The organism is Burkholderia sp. AU6039, assembly GCF_002223365.1.
In the GTDB taxonomy this organism is placed as follows: domain Bacteria; phylum Pseudomonadota; class Gammaproteobacteria; order Burkholderiales; family Burkholderiaceae; genus Burkholderia.
Genome location: NZ_NKFK01000007.1, coordinates 200,651 through 218,713 on the forward strand (window position 1 = coordinate 200,651; position 18,063 = coordinate 218,713).

14 protein-coding genes and 1 pseudogene are annotated in these 18,063 nt (G+C 65.7%); 8 read left to right on the top strand and 7 right to left on the bottom strand.

The window, feature by feature from the left end; translation table 11 throughout:
* Nucleotide 1 precedes the first annotated feature (1 nt).
* The 4 genes from CFB39_RS33075 to CFB39_RS33090 all read left to right on the top strand — a co-directional run bounded on the left by CFB39_RS33075 (nucleotide 2) and on the right by CFB39_RS33090 (nucleotide 4,664).
* Nucleotides 2-991, top strand: coding sequence for an ABC transporter ATP-binding protein (locus CFB39_RS33075; RefSeq protein WP_089476109.1), 990 nt, complete (start codon nucleotides 2-4; stop codon nucleotides 989-991).
* Nucleotides 988-1,875 (top strand): ABC transporter permease, encoded by an 888-nt coding sequence (locus CFB39_RS33080; protein ID WP_089476110.1) that lies wholly within the window; start codon nucleotides 988-990, stop codon nucleotides 1,873-1,875. Before CFB39_RS33075 ends, CFB39_RS33080 begins: the two co-directional genes overlap by 4 nt.
* A gap of 167 nt (nucleotides 1,876-2,042) precedes the next feature.
* Nucleotides 2,043-3,260 carry an acyl-CoA dehydrogenase family protein gene (locus CFB39_RS33085; RefSeq protein WP_089476111.1) on the top strand — a complete coding sequence of 406 codons (1,218 nt, stop codon included), beginning with the start codon at nucleotides 2,043-2,045 and terminating at the stop codon, nucleotides 3,258-3,260.
* 42 nt (nucleotides 3,261-3,302) lie between these two features.
* On the top strand, nucleotides 3,303-4,664 hold the full coding sequence (locus CFB39_RS33090; RefSeq protein WP_089476112.1) for an LLM class flavin-dependent oxidoreductase: 1,362 nt from the start codon (nucleotides 3,303-3,305) through the stop codon (nucleotides 4,662-4,664).
* A gap of 2 nt (nucleotides 4,665-4,666) precedes the next feature.
* On the opposite strand, the gene CFB39_RS33095 is transcribed toward CFB39_RS33090, so the two are convergent.
* The 4 genes from CFB39_RS33095 to CFB39_RS33110 form a co-directional block, all read right to left on the bottom strand.
* Entirely contained in the window at nucleotides 4,667-5,854 is a 1,188-nt protein-coding gene (locus tag CFB39_RS33095) for an LLM class flavin-dependent oxidoreductase (RefSeq protein ID WP_089476113.1), read from the bottom strand.
* 109 nt (nucleotides 5,855-5,963) lie between these two features.
* Nucleotides 5,964-6,488: a c-type cytochrome gene (locus CFB39_RS33100; protein WP_089476114.1), complete on the bottom strand. Its 525-nt coding sequence runs from the start codon at nucleotides 6,486-6,488 to the stop codon at nucleotides 5,964-5,966.
* Nucleotides 6,481-7,764: a sulfite dehydrogenase gene (gene soxC / locus CFB39_RS33105; protein WP_089476115.1), complete on the bottom strand. Its 1,284-nt coding sequence runs from the start codon at nucleotides 7,762-7,764 to the stop codon at nucleotides 6,481-6,483. Before soxC ends, CFB39_RS33100 begins: the two co-directional genes overlap by 8 nt.
* A gap of 149 nt (nucleotides 7,765-7,913) precedes the next feature.
* Entirely contained in the window at nucleotides 7,914-9,098 is a 1,185-nt protein-coding gene (locus CFB39_RS33110) for a porin (RefSeq protein WP_089476116.1), read from the bottom strand.
* 482 nt (nucleotides 9,099-9,580) lie between these two features.
* Here CFB39_RS33110 and CFB39_RS33120 point away from each other — a divergent pair, with 482 nt between their 5' ends.
* Together CFB39_RS33120 and CFB39_RS33125 are read left to right on the top strand one after the other, a co-directional pair.
* Nucleotides 9,581-9,925 carry a DUF3088 domain-containing protein gene (locus tag CFB39_RS33120; RefSeq protein WP_089476118.1) on the top strand — a complete coding sequence of 115 codons (345 nt, stop codon included), beginning with the start codon at nucleotides 9,581-9,583 and terminating at the stop codon, nucleotides 9,923-9,925.
* Nucleotides 9,926-9,971: 46 nt separating this feature from the next.
* Entirely contained in the window at nucleotides 9,972-10,970 is a 999-nt protein-coding gene (locus CFB39_RS33125) for an ABC transporter substrate-binding protein (RefSeq protein WP_089476119.1), read from the top strand.
* A gap of 134 nt (nucleotides 10,971-11,104) precedes the next feature.
* On the opposite strand, the gene CFB39_RS33130 is transcribed toward CFB39_RS33125, so the two are convergent.
* Nucleotides 11,105-11,524 (bottom strand): hypothetical protein, encoded by a 420-nt coding sequence (locus CFB39_RS33130; RefSeq protein WP_256991506.1) that lies wholly within the window; start codon nucleotides 11,522-11,524, stop codon nucleotides 11,105-11,107.
* A 328-nt stretch (nucleotides 11,525-11,852) separates the two neighbouring features.
* On the opposite strand from CFB39_RS33130, the gene CFB39_RS33135 reads away from it, so the two are divergent.
* Nucleotides 11,853-12,974, top strand: coding sequence for a DUF2827 domain-containing protein (locus tag CFB39_RS33135; RefSeq protein ID WP_089476120.1), 1,122 nt, complete (start codon nucleotides 11,853-11,855; stop codon nucleotides 12,972-12,974).
* 589 nt (nucleotides 12,975-13,563) lie between these two features.
* Nucleotides 13,564-14,952, top strand: a pseudogene (locus tag CFB39_RS33140) (ISNCY family transposase); the annotation flags it as partial.
* A gap of 77 nt (nucleotides 14,953-15,029) precedes the next feature.
* Here CFB39_RS33140 and CFB39_RS33145 read toward each other — a convergent pair.
* Both CFB39_RS33145 and CFB39_RS33150 read right to left on the bottom strand, forming a co-directional pair.
* A complete protein-coding gene (locus tag CFB39_RS33145) occupies nucleotides 15,030-16,031 on the bottom strand; it encodes a LysR substrate-binding domain-containing protein (protein WP_089476121.1) in 1,002 nt (333 codons plus the stop codon).
* 522 nt (nucleotides 16,032-16,553) lie between these two features.
* Nucleotides 16,554-18,047: an aldehyde dehydrogenase gene (locus tag CFB39_RS33150; RefSeq protein WP_089476122.1), complete on the bottom strand. Its 1,494-nt coding sequence runs from the start codon at nucleotides 18,045-18,047 to the stop codon at nucleotides 16,554-16,556.
* Between the last annotated feature and the right edge of the window lie 16 nt (nucleotides 18,048-18,063).

The following is an 18,063-nucleotide window of genomic DNA, read 5'->3' on the forward strand; positions in this document are numbered from 1 at the left end:
GATGGTTGGTCCGCGAAAGGTCTGGCCGCATGCTGATGCTTTACCCGCAAGAGATTCGATCGTGAACGCCACTTCTCCCCGAACCTGGCTGCCGCCGTATGCGGCGCGCGGCGGCGCGGCGCCTGCCGTCCACCCCGTGCCCGACGCGCAGGTCGCCGGCCGGCCCGCGCCGGATGCCGCGCAGGCCGGCGCGCACAGTGAACGCCTGCTCGTCATCGACCGCGTGAACCTCGAATACCGCAGCGGCGCGCGGATCGTGCGCGCGACCCACCAGGTCAGCTTCGACGTGTATGGCAGCGACCGCTTCGTGCTGCTCGGCCCGTCGGGGTGCGGAAAGTCGACGCTGCTGAAGGCGATTGCCGGCTTCATCGAGCCCGTATCGGGTTCGATCGCGCTCGACGGTCGGCCGGTGCGCGGGCCGGGCCCTGACCGCGTCGTGGTGTTCCAGGAGTTCGACCAGTTGCCGCCGTGGAAGACGGTCGTCGAAAACGTCGCGTTTCCGTTGCGTGCCGCCGCAAGGTTGTCGCGCGCCGAAGCCCGGGAGCGCGCGCTGCATTATCTCGACAAGGTCGGGTTGAGCGGGTTCGCCGACGCCTATCCGCACACGCTGTCGGGCGGCATGAAGCAGCGCGTCGCGATCGCGCGCGCACTGGCGATGCAGCCGCGCGTGCTGCTGATGGACGAGCCGTTCGCCGCGCTCGACGCGTTGACGCGCCGCAAGATGCAGGAGGAACTGCTGCGCCTGTGGGACGAATTCCGTTTCACGCTGCTGTTCGTCACGCATTCGATCGAGGAAGCGCTCGTCGTCGGCAACCGGATCCTGCTGCTGTCGCCGCATCCGGGCCGCGTGCGTGCGGAACTCAACAGCCACGAGCATTCGCTCGACAACGTCGACACCGGCGACTTCCGCGACAACGTCGCGCGGATCCATCGCCTGCTGTTCGATACCGACACGACCAGCGCCCCGACGACGGAGGCAGCCGCATCATGAGCACGATCGATCCGGCCCTGCCGCCGCTACCGCCCGTGCGCACCGAATACGAACGCACGCTCGACACGCTGCCCGACGCCGAGCGTGCCGTGCCGGCTCCGCTGTGGCGTCGCGTCGCCGGTGCGGGATGGTTTCGGCGCAGCGTCATCGCACTCGTGCTGATTGCCGCATGGGAGATCGTCGCGCGCATCGTCGCGAACGATCTGCTCGTGCCGACCTTCGGCGCGACGCTGGCCGCGTTCGTGCAGGGCATCGAGTCGGGCGAACTGCTGGTGAAGACGGGCATCTCGCTGTCGGTGTTGCTGCGCGGCTACGCGCTGGGCGTGTTCTTCGCATTTGCGTTGACATCGCTCGCGGTATCGACACGCATCGGCCGCGACCTGCTGGCGATGCTGACGTCGATGTTCAATCCGCTGCCGTCGATCGCGTTGCTGCCGATCGCGCTGCTGTGGTTCGGGCTCGGCACCGGCAGCCTGCTGTTCGTGCTCGTGCACGCGGTGCTCTGGCCGCTCGCGCTCAGCATGTATACGGGCTTCGCGGGCGTGCCGGCCACGCTGAAGATGGCGGGGCGTAACTACGGCCTCACGGGCCTGCGCCAGATCGCGCTGATCCTCGTGCCGGCCGCACTGCCGTCGATCCTGTCGGGCCTGCGCGTCGGCTGGGCATTTGCGTGGCGAACGCTGATCGCGGCCGAGCTGGTGTTCGGCGCGAGCGCGGGCCAGGGCGGGCTCGGCTGGTACATCTTCCAGAACCGCAACGAGCTGTATACGGATCGCGTGTTCGCCGGCCTCGCGGCCGTCATCGTGATCGGCCTGCTCGTCGAGAACCTCGTGTTCGACACGCTCGAACGCGTGACCGTGCGGCGCTGGGGCATCCAGCACTGATGTCACCGCACGCGGCAATTCCCGGCGCATGCATAACGTAAGCTGAAATCGGCTTTTCACGCGCGCCGGGTGCGTCCCTATACTTTGCAATGCTGCGCATGCGGCGGTTCGCGCATATCGCGATCGCACTGCGCAGCGCCCGATCTTCCCGAACAAGGACTTGCCGAATGACTGCCCGTGATGCCGTCGATCCGCGCGACGCGTTGCGCGACGCGCTTGCCGCGCTACCCGATCTCGCGAACGCGATCGGGCAGGATGCCGCGCAACGCGAGGCGCGTCGCGAACTGCCGTTCGAGGGGTTTGCGATCTTCCGCCGCTCGGCGCTGGGCGTGCTGCGGATTCCGGTGGCGCGCGGCGGCCTCGGCGGCACGCTCGTCGATCTGTTCGATACGATCGCGACGCTGGCCGCCGCCGATTCGAATCTCGCGCACGCGCTGCGGATCCACTACGACCAGATCGAGACGCTGCGGCTGTCACCGCGCACGCCGTTCAACGACGCACAGCTCGAGCGGGCGCTGGCCGGCGCGATCTTCGGCGGCGCATCGACCGAGCGCGGCACGTCGCGGCCCGGCGAGAACACCACGGTGTTGCGTCGGGACGGCGATCACTATCGCGTGACGGGCCGCAAATACTATTCGACCGGCACCGCGTTTGCCGATTTCGCGCGTATCAACGTGGAGAACGAGCAGGGTGACGCGGTCGCCGTGATCATTCCTGTCGCGCGGGACGGCGTGCAGGTACTCGACGACTGGGACGGCATGGGCCAGCGCATGACCGCGAGCGGCAGCCTGCTGCTGAACGACGTGCAGGTGTTCGCGGATGAGGTGGCCGCGCGCGACGGCTCGACGCTCGTCGGCCGCCATTGCGGCGCGCTGCGGCAGCTGCATCTCGTCGCGACGGGGGCGGGCATCGTGCGCAACGTGGTTGCCGATGCGCGCCGCTACGTGCTCGCGCACGGCCGCCCGGTGCTGCACAGCCCGGCGCCGACCGCACGCGACGATCATTTCATCCAGCAGGTCGTCGGCGAGCTGTCCGCGCACAGTCATGCTATCGATGCGCTCGTGCGCGAAAACGCGCGGGCGCTCGACCGTTCCGCCGACGCGATCGAAGCCGGCGATGCCGATGCACATGCGCTGGTGCTCGACAGCGCGCTCGCGACGGCACGCACGCAGCTCATCGTCAGCAAGCTGGCGCTGCATGCGGCGGAGCGGCTGTTCGAAGTCGGCGGCGCGTCGGCGACGGCGCGCGAACACAACCTCGACCGGCACTGGCGCAACCTGCGCACGATCTTCAGCCACAACCCGTTGCTGCACAAGGCGCGCGTGATCGGCGACTACGAGCTGAACGGCGTGACGACACACCTGACCGAAGGCCGCGTGTTCTGACCTGGCCGCGCGCGCGGCCCTCTTTTCCGGAAACCCTTCCCGATGACGACCCGCACCGGACACCTGCATCTCGGCGCATTCCTGTACCCGACCGGCCATCACATCGCCGCATGGCGCCACCCCGGTTCGCAGGCCGACGCGGGCGTCGACTTTCGCCACTACGTGCGGCTTGCCCAGGCGGCCGAGGCCGCGAAATTCGATCTCGTGTTTCTTGCCGACGGCGTGGGCACGCGCGGCGACGACGTCGAGTTCCTGAGCCGCACCGCGCACAGCTACGTCGCGCAGTTCGAGCCGCTGACGCTGCTGTCGGCGCTCGCGGCCGTTACCGAGCGAATCGGCCTCGTCGGCACCGCGTCGACGAGTTTCAACGAGCCGTTCCACATCGCGCGCAAGTTCGCATCGCTCGACCACATCAGCGGCGGTCGAGCGGGCTGGAACCTGGTCACGTCGTCGAGTGCGCACGAGGCGCGCAACTTCAATCGCGATGCGCATTTCGATCACGCCGAACGCTACGCGCGCGCGGAGGAGTTCGCGGATGTCGTGCGTGGCCTGTGGGATAGCTGGGACGACGATGCATTCGTGCGCGATCGCGCATCGGGCCGCTTCTTCGATCCCCGCAAGCGACACGTGCTCGACCATCGCGGCCGCTTCTTCCAGGTGCGCGGGCCCTTGAACGTCGCACGACCGCCGCAGGGACACCCGGTCGTCGTGCAGGCCGGTTCGTCGCCGGCCGGTACGCGGCTGGCCGCGCGCACCGCCGAAGTGATCTTCACCGCGCAGCAGACACTCGACGACGCCGTCGCGTTTTATGCGGACGTGAAGGGCCAGCTCCCGGCGTTCGGCCGCGATCCCGATACGCTGAAGATCATGCCCGGCGTGTTTCCGGTGGTGGGCCGTACCGAGAGCGAAGCGAAGGAGAAATTCGACGCGTTGCAGTCGTTGATCGACCCGGCGGTCGGGCTCGCGCTCGTATCGGGCCTCACCGGCGGGTTCGACCTGTCCGCCTATCCGCTCGACGGCCCGATTCCGCCGCTGCCGGAGACGAACGCCAGCAAGAGCCGGCAGGCACTGACGATCGAGCTCGCGCGCCGCGAAAACCTGACGATCCGCGAACTCTATTTGCGTGTCGCAGGCGCGCGCGGCCACTGGCAGCTCGTCGGCACGCCGGAGCAGATCGTCGACCAGCTCGAAGAGCGCTTCGTGCGTTACGGCGCGGACGGCTACAACGTGATGGCGCCGACGTTGCCCGGTGGCCTCGACGATTTCATCGCGCTGGTGCTGCCCGAGTTGCGCCGCCGCGGGCTGTTTCGCGACGACTATGCGGGCCATACGCTGCGCGAGCATCTGGGGCTGCGGCGGCCCGTGCGCCGCGCCACCGCCGCCCGTACCGAAACGGCTGCCTGACGTCAGCGCCGCAAACCAGCATCGCGCAGTAGCGGCAGCACACGCTCACCAAAGAAGTCGAGATCGGGCTTGAAGTCGTAGAAGCTCAACTGGATGCCGTCGATGCCTGCACGGTGCAGGCGCACGATGGTATCGGCGACTTCTTCCGGCGAGCCGGTGATCGAGATATTGCCGCCGATCGCGCGCGAGGCAGCCTGCGAGCGCTGTTCGAAGCCGCCTCGCCACGCATGCGCGTCACTGTCGAAACGGTGGAAGCTGCCTTCGTCCGCATGCGCGACGATCGCGTCGCGGTACGCACGCGCTTCCGCCGCCGTCTCGCGGCAGATCACGAGCGGGTTGAGCAACGTGCGGATCGTTCGGCCGCGCGCCGCGGCGGCTGCCTTCACCCGTGCGGTATGCGCGGGCAGCGCAGCGACCGCGCGTTCGGCATCCGTGCCGGCCGGGCTCGTGACGAACACGATGTCCGAGTAGCGTGCGGCGAAATCGATACCCGCATCGGAGCCCGTCGCGTTGATCAGCAGCGGGCGGCCGTAGCGCGGCTTCGGCGTCACGAATGCGCCGCCCAGCCGCCAGCTCGACAGCTCGGGCGTGTAGCTGAAATTGTCCGGTTGCGCCCACAACTGCTGGACCGCGTCGAGAAATTCGGCGGCCATTTCATAGCGCCGGTCGTGTTCGATCCGGTTCCAGCCGAACATCTCGTGCTCGATCGCGCGGTGGCCGGTCACGACGTTGATCCCCCAGCGTCCGCGCGAGATGTGATCGAGCGTCGCGGTGAATTTCGCGAAATGCAGCGGATGCCAGGGCCCGTAGAGCACGTGGCTCGTCGCGACGAGGATGATCCGTTCGGTGCGCGCGGTCAGCGCGGCCAGCGTCATGAACGAGTCGAGCGCTTGACCGTCGAACACACCGCCGTACCCGCCTTTCGGCAGCCACTGCGACAGCGCGAACACGAGGTCGAAGCCGAGTGCCTCCGCGCGCGCGACCAGATCGGCGTTGTAGTCGAAGGTCCAGTCGGTCGTGCGCGGCAGCGTCGACGCGCTCCAGCCGCCGGCCTGGATCGGCAGGAACAGCCCGAGCATCAGCGGCTGCGCGAGGACGCGCGACACCGGGCTGTCGGGGAAATCCGCCGGTGAGCGCACGTCGACGAACGGCGACGGCGCGACCGGAGCGGCGAGGGACGTGTCGCTCATGAAGGCTTCCTTGCGGGTTGGACATGTAGCGGACGACAACGCGCGGCACGTGCGGCGGCGAATCGCCCGGGTGTCATGCACGATGTGCGTGCGCGCGGTTCGAGCCGCGTCATAGCGTGCCGGGCCTCGGATCGGACACGAACCCGTCGCGGTTCGGCATCCGCACGCGTGGCAGCGTGCGCGCGTCGAGCCGTGCATCGCCGGGCACGATGCCGTTCAGATGGAGCACATACGCGGTGACCGCATAGACTTCGTCCGCGCTCAGCGATTGCGGCGCGTTGTACGGCATCGCGCGGCGGATGTAGTCGAACAGCGTCGTCGCGTACGGCCAGTAGCTGCCGACCGTCTTTTTCGGCTTCGCGCTCGCGAGCGAGCCCAGTCCGCCGACGAGCGGATCGCCGACGCCGCCTTCGCCGCCGGCGCCGTGGCACATCGCGCATTTGTCCGCGAACACGTGAGCGCCGCGCGCGACCGTGCCCGAGCCGGGCGGCAGGCCGCTGCCGTCGGGCGCGACGTCGATGTCCCACGCCGCGAGCGCCGCACGCTCGGCCGGCTGGCCGAGACCGTAGCCCGCGCCGAATGCGCTCGGAACCAGCAGGGATGCGACGAGCAGGCAGGCAAGCGGCTTACGCATTGCGCACCTCGCCGTCCGCGCCGACGCGCCAGTTCTGGATGCCGTTGTAGTGGTACTGCGAGTTGACGCCGCGCACGGCGACGAGCGCTTCGCGGGTCGGCTGCACATAGCCGGTGTCGTCGGTGGCGCGGCTTTGCAGGTCGGCGGGCTCGCCGTTCCAGATCCAGTCGGCTTCGAAGCGCGTCAGCGCGCGATCGCGCACGTCGCCCGCGAGTCGAGCGGGCCGCCAGGTACGGCCGCCGTCGGTCGAGACGTCGACCGCGCGAATCCGGCCGCGTCCCGACCACGCGTAGCCGCCGATCGGGTAATAGCCGTGCGCGGCGAGCCGATGGCCGGCCGACGGCCGCGTGATGACCGACTTCGCATCCATCTCGAACACGAACTGGCGGGCGCAGCCGCCGGGCAGCAGGTTCGTGTATTTCGACGTTTCCTCGCGCGTCATCTCCGGCGCGCGCACCAGTTTCAGCCGCCGCAGCCACTTGATGTTCGTGTTGCCTTCGAAACCCGGCACGATCAGCCGTACCGGATAACCGTTCTCGGGGCGCAGCCGTTCGCCGTTCTGCGCATAGACGACGAGCGCGCGCTCGAGGATCCGGTCGAGCGGCAGGCTGCGCGTCATTGCCGCGCCGTCGGCGCCTTCCGCGAGCAGCCAGCGTGCGTCCGGATCGATGCCGGTTTCGTCGAGCAGTGTCGAGAGCCGAACGCCTGTCCATTCGCAGCACGACAGCAGCCCGTGCGTGAACTGAACGGGCAGCCCGCTCGGGCCGTTCCATTCGCTGCCGGTGTTGCCCGAGCATTCGAGGAAGTGGATCCGCGACTCGGACGGAAAGCGCAGCAGGTCGTCGATCGTGAACACGCGCGGCTCGCGCACGAGGCCGTGCACGACGACGCGATGACGCTGCGCATCGATCTCCGGCACGCCCGCATGATGACGCTCGTAGACGAGTCCGTTCGGCGTGATGTCGCCGAACAGGTCGGCGAGCGGCGTCATCGACGAGCCGGAGCCGGGCAAGGCCGGCGTGCGGGCGCTGCGGCGGATCACGTCGCGTTCGTGCGGCCCCGGCACGCCGTAGGGCGGTGACAGTAGCGGCGCACCCGGGCCGCGGGTCCAGGGCGGCACGTCGAGCGGAGAGAGCGGAGAGAGCGGGGCGGGCGGCTGGCTCGCCAGCGCGCCGCCGGCAGGCAGCATCGCTGCCGCCCAGCCGCCGGCGAGCCGGCGCAGTGCTGCACGCCGGCCGCTGCGCGGTGGATGGGGCGGGAAACGGGAGTCGGTCATGGTCGAACGCGTATCGTGCGCCGGGGCAGCGCGCGGGGAAACGCCCATTCTCGGCAACCGAAACCGGTGCGACAAACAACGATTCCCGCTTTGCTTATCGCACCACGCTGCACCGCGCCCGATGCGCCCGATGCGCCCGATGCGCGCCGTCAGAACTTCACGCGCAGCCCGCTGACGAACGCGACCTGGCGGTTCGTCGACGAAGCACTCCCGATGTTCGAGATCGCCGCGATCTTGCGATAGCCGCCCGACGTTGCCGTGCTCGCATCGCCGGCCGCGAGCTGGTAGATGCCGGACAGGTAGATATCGGTGCGCTTGGACAACGCATAGTCGAACCCGAGCGTGAACTGGTGCCAGCGCGGCTTCAGCGTCTGGCCGCCGGTGCCCGGCAGGCCGCTCGCGCGCCCGTCGGTGAACGTATAGACACCGATCAGCGTGGCGGCCGGCGTGATCTGGTAACGCGCGTTCGCGTCGTAGTTGTTGAACTTGCGCGACGAGCCGTCGAGATAGTCGAGCTGCGTGTGGCTCCACGCGAAGCCCAGCGTCGCCGGGCCAAGCGCGTAGTTCGCGCCGACCACGCCGATCTGCTGCTTCAGCACGCCGCCGTTCAGCCCGTAGAAGAATCCGCCGCTGTAGTCGTTGCCGGTGGTGGAGGTCGCACCGCCCACCGCGCCGCTCGTATTCGACGTCGAATTCGGATGATTGATGCGGACATAGCCGGCGCCCACCGACAACGGGCCGTTCACGTAGTTCGCCGACGCGCCCCACGCGTTGTTGTTCGAGAACCCGGTGCCCGCGCCACCGTTGGCCTGGTTGCTGAACGCATAGAGCAGGTCGGCCGTGAAGCCGGCGATCGTGTCGCTGCGGAACTTCACTGCGTTGTTCAGCCGGAAGCTCTGGTTCATGTTGTCGTTGTCGCCCACGTGCGTGGCCGGCGACCAGAAGCCGGACCCCGAGTACTGCGCAACGAGGTCGGTGATCGGCTCGTACTGGCGGCCGAAGGTCAGCGTGCCGAGCCCCTTGCTGGCGAGGCCCACGTATGCGGAGCGGCCGAACAGGCGGCCGCCCTGGCCGAGCCCGCCGTCGCTCGGCCGGAACCCGCTTTCGAGCGTGAAGACCGCCTGCACGCCGCCACCGAGATCTTCCACGCCTTTCAGGCCCCAGCGGCTGCCGCTCAGCTTGCCGCTCGTCTGCTGGATGTTGCTCGCGCCACCCTGATTGTTCGTATAAGCGAACCCGGCATCGACGACGCCGTACAACGTGACCGAACTCTGCGCATGCGCGCTGACCGAACCGATCGAAACCAAACCCAGGACTACCGTTTTTTTGATCATGACTATCCTCTTTTTATGGGTACATCTGCGAGGATCACGATCCTATTGATGACGGCGGTGCCGGCGAACGGTCGATCCGTGGTTTGCAAATCGCTGCGCGGCCGATTTGCAATATGCGTTGCCGCAAGCCCTGCATGTGCGCCGCGATCGCGTCCGGCACCCATGCTGCGGCGAACGTATCGCGCGAACGGCGAACGTCAGGCACCGGATACACGCGGGCGCCGTCATATCGATCGCTGAAATCGTTCGATGTGCGCACTACCTGCGGCCCGGCGCGCGATGTTTTTACGCAACGCCCGCTGGGCGGCGGGCGCCCGATGCGCTACGCGCGGCCGCATATCGATTCCGCAAAACGTTGGTAGGGCCATGCGACGCATGCCGGTAGAGTCGGGCATCCGGCCTCGGGCCGGCATGCTCCGGGAACGGAAGGGCGCCCACGCGCATTCGTCCCGGCTGAACAACGAACACGGGAGCTGTCTGTCATGAGTCGCGATGTGCTGTTTCTGCTGGAACCGGGCTTTGCCGATCCGAAGCATCCGGGCCAGCGCTTCGTCTGCCCGCATGGATTGTCGATCGAGGGGCTGCTCGCGAGCGCGCCCGATCGCGCGAGTCGAATCGACGTGAAACGTGTCGGCTTCGAGCGGCCGCGGCACGCGGTGATCGACGCGCTCGACGATGCGCACCAGGGGCTGCCGGTCCTCATGCTCGGCCGTGACCAGCCGGCGCCGGACGACGCACAGACGCTCGGCGACGTGCGCTTCGTCACCGACGCGCGCCGCATCCTCGAACTGCTGGCCGAGCGCCACGGATTTCCGGTGCTGCATTGACACGGCGCCTTTCACTTCCCGTTTGATCGACCGACAGGAGCATCCGATGTCGTCAATTTCGGCGGCACGTCGCCGTTTGCTGCTTGGCGGCGCCGCGGTGGCGGCGGCGCCATGGGCCGCGAAGGCCGCGTTCGCCACGCCCGCGGCCAGCACCGATCTCGCCGGCACCACGCTGCGCGTCGCAACCTACAAGGGCGGCTGGCGCGCGCTGTTGCAGGCGGCCGGGCTGGCCGACACACCATACCGGATCGACTGGCGCGAGCTGAACAACGGCGTGCTGCACATCGAGGCCCTCAACGCGGATGCGCTCGACATCGGTTCGGGAAGCGAAATTCCGGCCGTGTTCGCCGCGCGACAGAAGGCCAACGTGCGGCTCATCACCCGCGTGCGCGAAGACCTGAACAACCAGGTCACGCTCGCGCGCAAGGACACGCCGATCCGCAGCATCGCGGACCTGAAGGGCAAGCGTGTCGGGTACGTGCGTGCGACGACGTCGCACTACTTCCTGTATCGCCAGCTCGCGGAGGCCGGCCTGAGCTTCGACGATATCCAGCCGATCAACCTGTCGCCAACCGATGGCTTGTCCGCATACGATCGCGGCGACATCGACGCATGGGCGATCTACGGCTACAACGGCCAGCTCGCGCGCAATCGCTACGGTGCACGCGTGCTGAAGACGGGGAAGGGCTATCTGTCGGGCAACTTTCCGGTCTATGCGAACCCGCGCACGCTCGACGATGCGCGCCGTCGCGCGGCGACGGGCGATCTGCTGCTGCGATTTCGACGCGCGTATGCATGGGCGAACGCGCATTTCGGCGACTACGCGCTCGTGCAGAACCGCGAGACGCGCGTGCCGGTCGCCGATCTCGTCGCGATGTTCGACCAGCGCAGCGAAGACTACGCGCTGCTGCCGGTGACGCCCGACGTGGTGGCGCAGCATCAGCAGGTCGCGGACGTGTTTGCGCGGATCGGTGTGCTGGATGGGCCGGCCAATGTCGCGCCGCTGTGGGATACGTCGTTCAACGCGCTGGTCGCGGCGACGTGATCGGGGGTAATGGGAAGACGGCCGTGTGAGTGGGGGATTGAGGGCACATGCGCTTTCGGGAAACGCTGCTTTCCCTTCGTGAGCGAGGCTTCACGCCCTGCGCGGACCCCGATGGGAGATTTTTTTCGACCGGGTCAGGCGAACGTCGTCGCGACCATGATGCCGAACACGACGCCGATCGCAATCCCGCAGAGCCGGCCGTAAATCGATGCACGCACATTGTCGTCGAGCACGAACGGCGAGCGTTTGTGCTTCCATACCGTGCTGAATGCAACGGGGCGCGTCAGCAGGGTGATGCACGCGATCAGCACCGGCGTGGCGATGAGCATCGCGACGCGCGGCCCGTTCCAGTCGACGCCGTGCATCGCCAGCGAAACGATCGCGGCAAGCGGAACCTCGACGCACAGGCCCAGCAACGAACCGTTGACGAAGGAATCTCCGGGGGACTGGAACATGATCGGTCCTGGCGTGCGGATGAAATCGGCGCCCGGCTCGAGCTCCCGAAGATAAAAAACCATGGCCGTTGCCCAAGGTCGATCGACCGCATTCGACATTAGCCAGGATGACGGGCGGATAGTACGGCAAATCATTCGCACGTTGGCGGGTATTCAAGCTATTTAACAAATGGGCCGGGTAGGCGCGCATTTTCGCGCTCAGGGCTGCCGGGACATCGTCGACTGGATCCGACGCGATTTCAATCGACAACCGCACTTCCTCGAATACGAAACCCTGCGCGCCGCTGTATGACATGCCGTACGTGAAAACGAGGCAGGGTCAACCGTGCCGAGCCGCATGTCAGATTTTGACAGTTCTTGACAGCTGGAGACCAGTGCAGCGCTATGATCTAACTCTTTGTTGGACGGGCATCCTGGAGAACCTCCCATGAGTTTGGCACGCTCACTCAGCGTCGGTATCACAATTGGCCTTCACCACGCGGCAGAGAGTCTCTGGGTCAACGGCATCAAGCAGAACGCCTTGTATCTGATGAAGCTCTTTCAACACTCGCCTCTTGGCCATCGGGTCACCCTCGTCAACACCACGAACGTCAAGATCACGTCGGAACTTCCGTGGGATACCACGCAGTATCCGATCCGTTCGTTCGACGATGCGAAAGACTCGCTCGATGTGCTGATCGAACTCGGGGGGCAAATCGACCAGCAGCAAACCGCGTATCTGCAGGCACGCGGCACGAAAGTGGTGAGCTACTGCTGCGGGCCGGAATACGTGCACATGATGCAGGCGATGATTTTTGGCCGACGGCATGCGGAAACGGTATTCATCAACCAACGTTACGATCAAGTGTGGATCATCCCGCAAGTTGTCGATACCAGCGCGAGCTACTTCAGCGTATTACGACGCCAGCCGGTTCGTGAAGTCCCGTTCGTTTGGGACCCGATGTGCGTCGAAGAGCGGTCGGCAGCGCTTCCGCATCGCGGGGAGTATCGTCCAACCGGGCAATCGAAGCGCCTCTCCATCATGGAGCCAAATATCGACGTTACGAAGTTTTGCCTCTATCCGCTCTTGATTGCAGAACTGGGCTATCGGAAGTTTGGCGAAAAGATATCTTACGTGCACGCGACGAACACGGAGCATCTTGCAAAAAACAGCCCCGAATTTGTTGGCATCGCGCACCACCTCGACCTGGTGAGAGACTCAAAGATAAGCTTTGTCGGCTATTACAACACCCCTCAATTTCTTTCGGAACATACCGACATTGTAATATCCCATCAATCAGGGCTCGCGCTGAATTACTTCTATTTCGATGTGTGCTGGAACGGGTATGCATTGATCCATAACGCATACCTCTGCCGTGAGCTTGGTTATTTTTATAATGGACAGGATGCGGAGGAGGGTGCACTGCAACTCGGGCAGGCAATCGATTCGCACGATGAGAAATGGGTTGATTACAAAAAACAGCAGCGGGAATTTATCGGTGGATTTTTGTCGACAAATTCGAGACAAATCGAATCATACGACAGGCTCCTGATCGGTCTTTTTGATTAAACTACGACATTTCATTGGGGAAATCAGTAAGCCGCTGACTGAAGCGAGGGAAGTTTGACTCGGAATGGGCGTGTCGCTGCCGCCTCGAGGTCGGTATTGACGGCGAGCCGGTAGCATCAAGTGGAGCGACGTTGGTCTTACACGTTGAGTGCGCTATTCGCTGATCAACGCTTATCTCGAACAGCACGCTCGCTGCCGATGTGCCTGCTTGACGTCGACTACCATACCGCGCTCTGGCCAGACAATGCCGCCGCCATTTCCGATATCGGTCTGCTCCAGGCACCCAATGTCGCTTGCCGATACAGCTGCATGGACCTGTACCACGGCGTATCGCGATGGCTGTTGGACCAACGTTCATCGCAGGCAGCCGACAGCAGCACCCACACGGGCCGTCCGAGTGCTCCAGCGAGGTGGGCCGGTCCTGTATCCACGGCAATCAACAAATCTTATTTATTTGACATAATGCTTATGATCAATTTTTTTAATTGTAGTGGCTAGATTGAAATGTCCGCTTTTGGCTACATAGAAATGTCCGCTTTCGGGCCGCGTAAGCTGACCGGCCGCCGGGTGTCCGGCGCCGGAGGCTGCAATGGCTGCAACGGAGCGGATCACGATGACGATGCGGGAGCTAGACAGGTTCAAGGTCATTCAGGACGTAGCGGACGGCAAGCTCAAGCCATGGCGTGCAGCGGAACGGCTGGAGTTGACGACACGCCAGGTTCGCCGACTGGTCGCCCGGCTTCGTGAGCACGGCGCGGCGGGATTGGTGTCGGGACACCGAGCGAAGCCCGGCAACCGCCGTCTCGACCCGGGAGCCGCCGACCGGGCGCTGTCGATCATCCGTGACCGCTACGCCGATTTCGGGCCGACGTTGGCCTGCGAGAAGCTCTGGGAATGTCACGGCATTCGGCTGGCCAAGGAAACGGTCAGGAAGCTGATGACGGATGCTGGGCTCTGGATTCCGCGGCGGCAACGCCCCCCGAAGGTCTACCAGCCACGAGCGCGTCGTGCGTGCCTGGGTGAACTGATCCAGATCGACGGCAGCGACCATCGATGGTTCGAGGAACGGGCGCCGGCCTGCACGCTGCTGGTGTATGTGGATGACGCGACGAGCCGGCTGATGATGCTGCACTTCACGCAGACGGAGTCGACCTTCAGCTACTTCGAGGCAACGCGGGCGTACATCGAACGCCATGGCAAGCCGGGAGCGTTTTACAGCGACAAGGCCAGCGTGTTTCGCAACGTGAAGCCGGGCAAGACTGGCAATCGCGTGACGCCGTTTGGCCGGGCGATGTACGAGCTGAACATCGACACGTTCTGCGCGAACAGCAGCTCGGCCAAGGGGCGCGTGGAGCGAGCGCACCTGACGTTGCAGGATCGGCTGGTCAAGGAGATGCGATTGCGCGAGATCAACACGGTGGCCGACGCCAACGCTTACGCGCCCTCCTTCATGGCCGCCTACAACACGCGCTTCGCGAAGCCGCCAAAGAGCGACTTCAATGCGCATCGGCCGTTACGGACCGACGAGAGCCTGGAGCGGGCGCTGACGTGGCGTGAGCCGCGGAAAGTGACGAAGTCGCTCACGGTTCAGTACGACCGGGTGATGTACTTGCTGGACGATACGCCGGTCAACCGGAAGCTGATCGACCGGCAGATCGAGGTGTGGGAGTACCCGGATGGACGGATTGAACTACGGGCTGACGACCGGGTATTGGACTACAGACAGTACGATCGCCTAACCGAAATCGATCAAGGCGCAGTCGTGGAGCACAAGCGCTTGAGTCATGTGCTGGAGGTCGCGCAAGCGCTTCAGGCGCAACGCGATAACAGTCGAATCGGTAAAGCTCCGTCACGAACACATCGCGGCGACTCAACCCGGACCGACCGAAACGAACCCCAAGCGGGCAAGAAGAAGCAACGCGAGATCACGCAGGCCGACGTCGAGCATGTGATCGTGGAGCTGGCGCAACGTCGACAAACCGCAAAGCCAGCAGACAAACCTGGCCGTCGGTCTCCAAAAGCCGGATGCCGATTGGCGCTGGCCGGGGCAGCGTGTCATCGACCGATCTCGACGCCGGCATCGAGCCAGCCGCGCATCATGATAGCGACCTCGTCACGCAGCCACTGGCGGAACAGTCGGTACTCCGGGCGCGCGTGCGCATTCCGGTGCGTGATCAGGTAATGGTGGCGATCACGAAACACGAGGACATCCTGCACCGGGCGCACCAGCACGCCCGCGTCGATCTGCCGGTGCACGAGGTGGTGCCAGCCCAGCAGCGTGCCCTCGCCGGCCTCGGCCTGCGCGACGAGGAGCCGGTAATCGTTGCTTTCCAGATACTTGCTCCCGGCCAGCGTATCGGTGCCGTCGCTCTGCTGGAACCAGTTGCGCCACACGCGCCAGTCGACGTGCTCGCACACCTGGGCACGGCCGAGCATCGACAGGTTCAGCGTCGGGCACGACAGCAGGTCCAGCGGCTTCAGCGACCGGCCATGAAAATGCCGCTCGCGAAACGACGGGCTGCACACCGGATACACGATGTCGTGGAACAGCGGTTCGGCTTCGAACTCCGGGGCGCGCGGCGGGTTCTTCGTAATGATCACGTCAGGCTCGATGAGGCCGTCGAGCTCCATGAAATGCTCGGTGACGATCACGTGCAGCTGGATATCCGGAAACCGCTCGCGAAACGCGGGCAGTCGCGACGACAGCCACAGTGCGGAAAACGTGTGCGATGCACAGACCATCAGCGCGTGCTTGTCGGTCCGGCGCACCGCCTCCGCCGCCTCGGCGATGTTCATGATCGACAGGTACGACGCGTTGTACAGGACCCGCCCGGCATCCGTCAGCGCGATATGCCTGCCCGTGCGCTCGAACAGCGAGACGTCGAGCGAATCCTCGAGTTCCTTGATCTGCCGGCTGATCGCGGCCTGCGTCACGCACAGTACCTCGGCTGCCTGAGTGAAGCTCTCGTAGCGCGCCGCCGTCACGAAGCAGCGCAGCGCGCGCAGCGACGGCATCTGCGCGAGAAGTCGGTCGGCAAACAATTGCTTCTTCAACATGGCTTCCACTCTCAAAACGGCGGTCGGACGCTGCGCCGACGAACGCGTCGACGGCAGTCCCGCCGGTGGCCCTCAGTCAGTCTCGCCGCAAACCTTTCAATTAGCCGATATTGCAGCTCGCGCATCGGTCAGGCGGCTCGCAAGAGCGAGCTCGACCGCGCAAACGGCGTCACGATGGCGCCATTTTCGATCGATTGTGCACCGCATCGCAATTATCGGAAGCGATGAGGGGCGGCAACACGCACATCCGGCAGACACCGCCGCTCCGCGCCTGGCCAATGCGCGGCACACCGCAGCCGGTACCGTCGCGGTGTCGCGACACGCCGCCAGATGCGGACCGCCCTTCCCTTCGCGCACCACCTGCGGGGCACTCACGGGCGATCGGCCGGTGACCATGCCCGCACAACAGGGTGCAGCACGACATCGTGGTCGATCGGCGGCAGAGCGCGCCGCCGCCGAAACCGCTCCTCCAAGCGCCATCGCGGGCCGTGCGAGCCTGCGATGCCGCGCGCTCCGCATCGCTCAGTCGAGCTTCAGCCAGGTGGTCTTCAGTTCGCAATATTGATCGTGCGCGTACACGGATTTGTCGCGGCCGCCGAACCCCGACTGCCTGAATCCGCCGAACGGGGTCGACAGGTCGCCTTCGCCGAAGCAGTTCACCGTGACCGTTCCCGCGCGAATCCGTGCCGCGACCTTGTGCGCACTGTTCACGTTGTCGGTCCAGAGCGACGCAGCGAGCCCGTAGCACGTATCGTTCGCGATCCGCACAGCATCTTCGACGTCCTCGTACCCGATGAAACAGACGACCGGCCCGAACACTTCGTCGCGTGCGAGGCTCATCTCGGGCGTCACCTGGTCGAAGATCGTCGGTTCGACGAACCAGCCGCCGGTTTCGGCGAGAATTGCCTGCCCGCCGCACACCACGTGCGCGCCTTCCGCCTTCGCCTTCTCGATATGGCCGAGCACCTTGTCGTAGTGCTTCTGCTCGATCAGCGCACCGAGCTTCACGTCCGGGTCGAGCGGGTCGCCGGTCTTCCAGCCGCCGAGCACCACCCGAACCTTCTCCAGCAGTTCCGCCTTGAGGCTCGAAGGCACGAGGATCCGCGAACCGGCGCTGCAGTTCTCGCCCATGTTCCAGAACGCGGCCGCGACCGCCTGTTCGGCGACCGCGTCGAGATTCGCGACGTCCGGCAGGATCACCTGCGGGTTCTTGCCGCCGCATTCGAGCACGACGCGCTTCAGGTTCGTATCGGCCGAGTAGTGCAGGAAGCGCTTGCCGGTCGCGGTCGAGCCGGTGAACGCGACGAGATCGACGTCCGGATGGCGGCCGATCGCCTCGCCTGCCTCGCCACCGAACCCGGTGACGACGCTGAACACGCCCGGCGGCACGCCGGCTTCCCGCGCGAGATCGGCGATGCGCAGCGTCGACAGCGACGTCTGCTCGGCCGGCTTCACGACAACGCTATTGCCCACCGACAATGCGGGGCCGATTTTCCACGCGAGCATTAGCGCCGGGAAATTCCACGGCAGCACGGCGCCGACGACACCGATCGGCTCGCGCGTGATCATGCTGACGACACCGCTGCCGGACGGCGACAACGCGTCGTAGCGCTTGTCCGTCACCTCCGCGTGCCAGCGGATGCACGCGGCCGACTCGGGAATGTCGAGCCCCAGGCACTCGCCGATCGGCTTGCCGGCTTCCAGCGCCTCAAGCAGCGCGAGTTCCTCCGCATGCTCGTCGATCAGCTGCGCGACGCGCAGCAGCACCGCCTTGCGATGCGCGGGCGCGGACTTCGACCAGACACCCGACTCGAATGCTTCGCGCGCAGCCGCGACCGCGCGATCGACGTCGCGCTCATTACAGCGCGCTACTTCGGCGAGCACCTTGCCCGACGCCGGGTTGAGCGTCGCGAACGTCTCGCCCGACGCCGCCGCACTGCGCTCGCCCGCGATGAACGCGCGGCCGTCGAGCGACAACGCGTTCGCCTTCTGCTTCCAATCCTGATGGGTCGTCATGTCGTTTCCTCAATGA

Bases quoted from the DNA above. Each gene is read 5' to 3' on its own strand.
- CFB39_RS33120 (WP_089476118.1), top strand. From the start codon at position 9,581: ATGAGTCGCGATGTGCTGTTTCTGCTGGAACCGGGCTTTGCCGATCCG.
- CFB39_RS33100 (WP_089476114.1), bottom strand. From the start codon at position 6,488: ATGCGTAAGCCGCTTGCCTGCCTGCTCGTCGCATCCCTGCTGGTTCCG.
- CFB39_RS33130 (WP_256991506.1), bottom strand. From the start codon at position 11,524: ATGTCGAATGCGGTCGATCGACCTTGGGCAACGGCCATGGTTTTTTAT.
- CFB39_RS33135 (WP_089476120.1), top strand. From the start codon at position 11,853: ATGAGTTTGGCACGCTCACTCAGCGTCGGTATCACAATTGGCCTTCAC.
- soxC (WP_089476115.1), bottom strand. From the start codon at position 7,764: ATGACCGACTCCCGTTTCCCGCCCCATCCACCGCGCAGCGGCCGGCGT.
- CFB39_RS33090 (WP_089476112.1), top strand. From the start codon at position 3,303: ATGACGACCCGCACCGGACACCTGCATCTCGGCGCATTCCTGTACCCG.
- CFB39_RS33145 (WP_089476121.1), bottom strand. From the start codon at position 16,031: ATGTTGAAGAAGCAATTGTTTGCCGACCGACTTCTCGCGCAGATGCCG.
- CFB39_RS33085 (WP_089476111.1), top strand. From the start codon at position 2,043: ATGACTGCCCGTGATGCCGTCGATCCGCGCGACGCGTTGCGCGACGCG.
- CFB39_RS33110 (WP_089476116.1), bottom strand. From the start codon at position 9,098: ATGATCAAAAAAACGGTAGTCCTGGGTTTGGTTTCGATCGGTTCGGTC.
- CFB39_RS33125 (WP_089476119.1), top strand. From the start codon at position 9,972: ATGTCGTCAATTTCGGCGGCACGTCGCCGTTTGCTGCTTGGCGGCGCC.
- CFB39_RS33080 (WP_089476110.1), top strand. From the start codon at position 988: ATGAGCACGATCGATCCGGCCCTGCCGCCGCTACCGCCCGTGCGCACC.
- CFB39_RS33075 (WP_089476109.1), top strand. From the start codon at position 2: ATGGTTGGTCCGCGAAAGGTCTGGCCGCATGCTGATGCTTTACCCGCA.
- CFB39_RS33095 (WP_089476113.1), bottom strand. From the start codon at position 5,854: ATGAGCGACACGTCCCTCGCCGCTCCGGTCGCGCCGTCGCCGTTCGTC.
- CFB39_RS33150 (WP_089476122.1), bottom strand. From the start codon at position 18,047: ATGACGACCCATCAGGATTGGAAGCAGAAGGCGAACGCGTTGTCGCTC.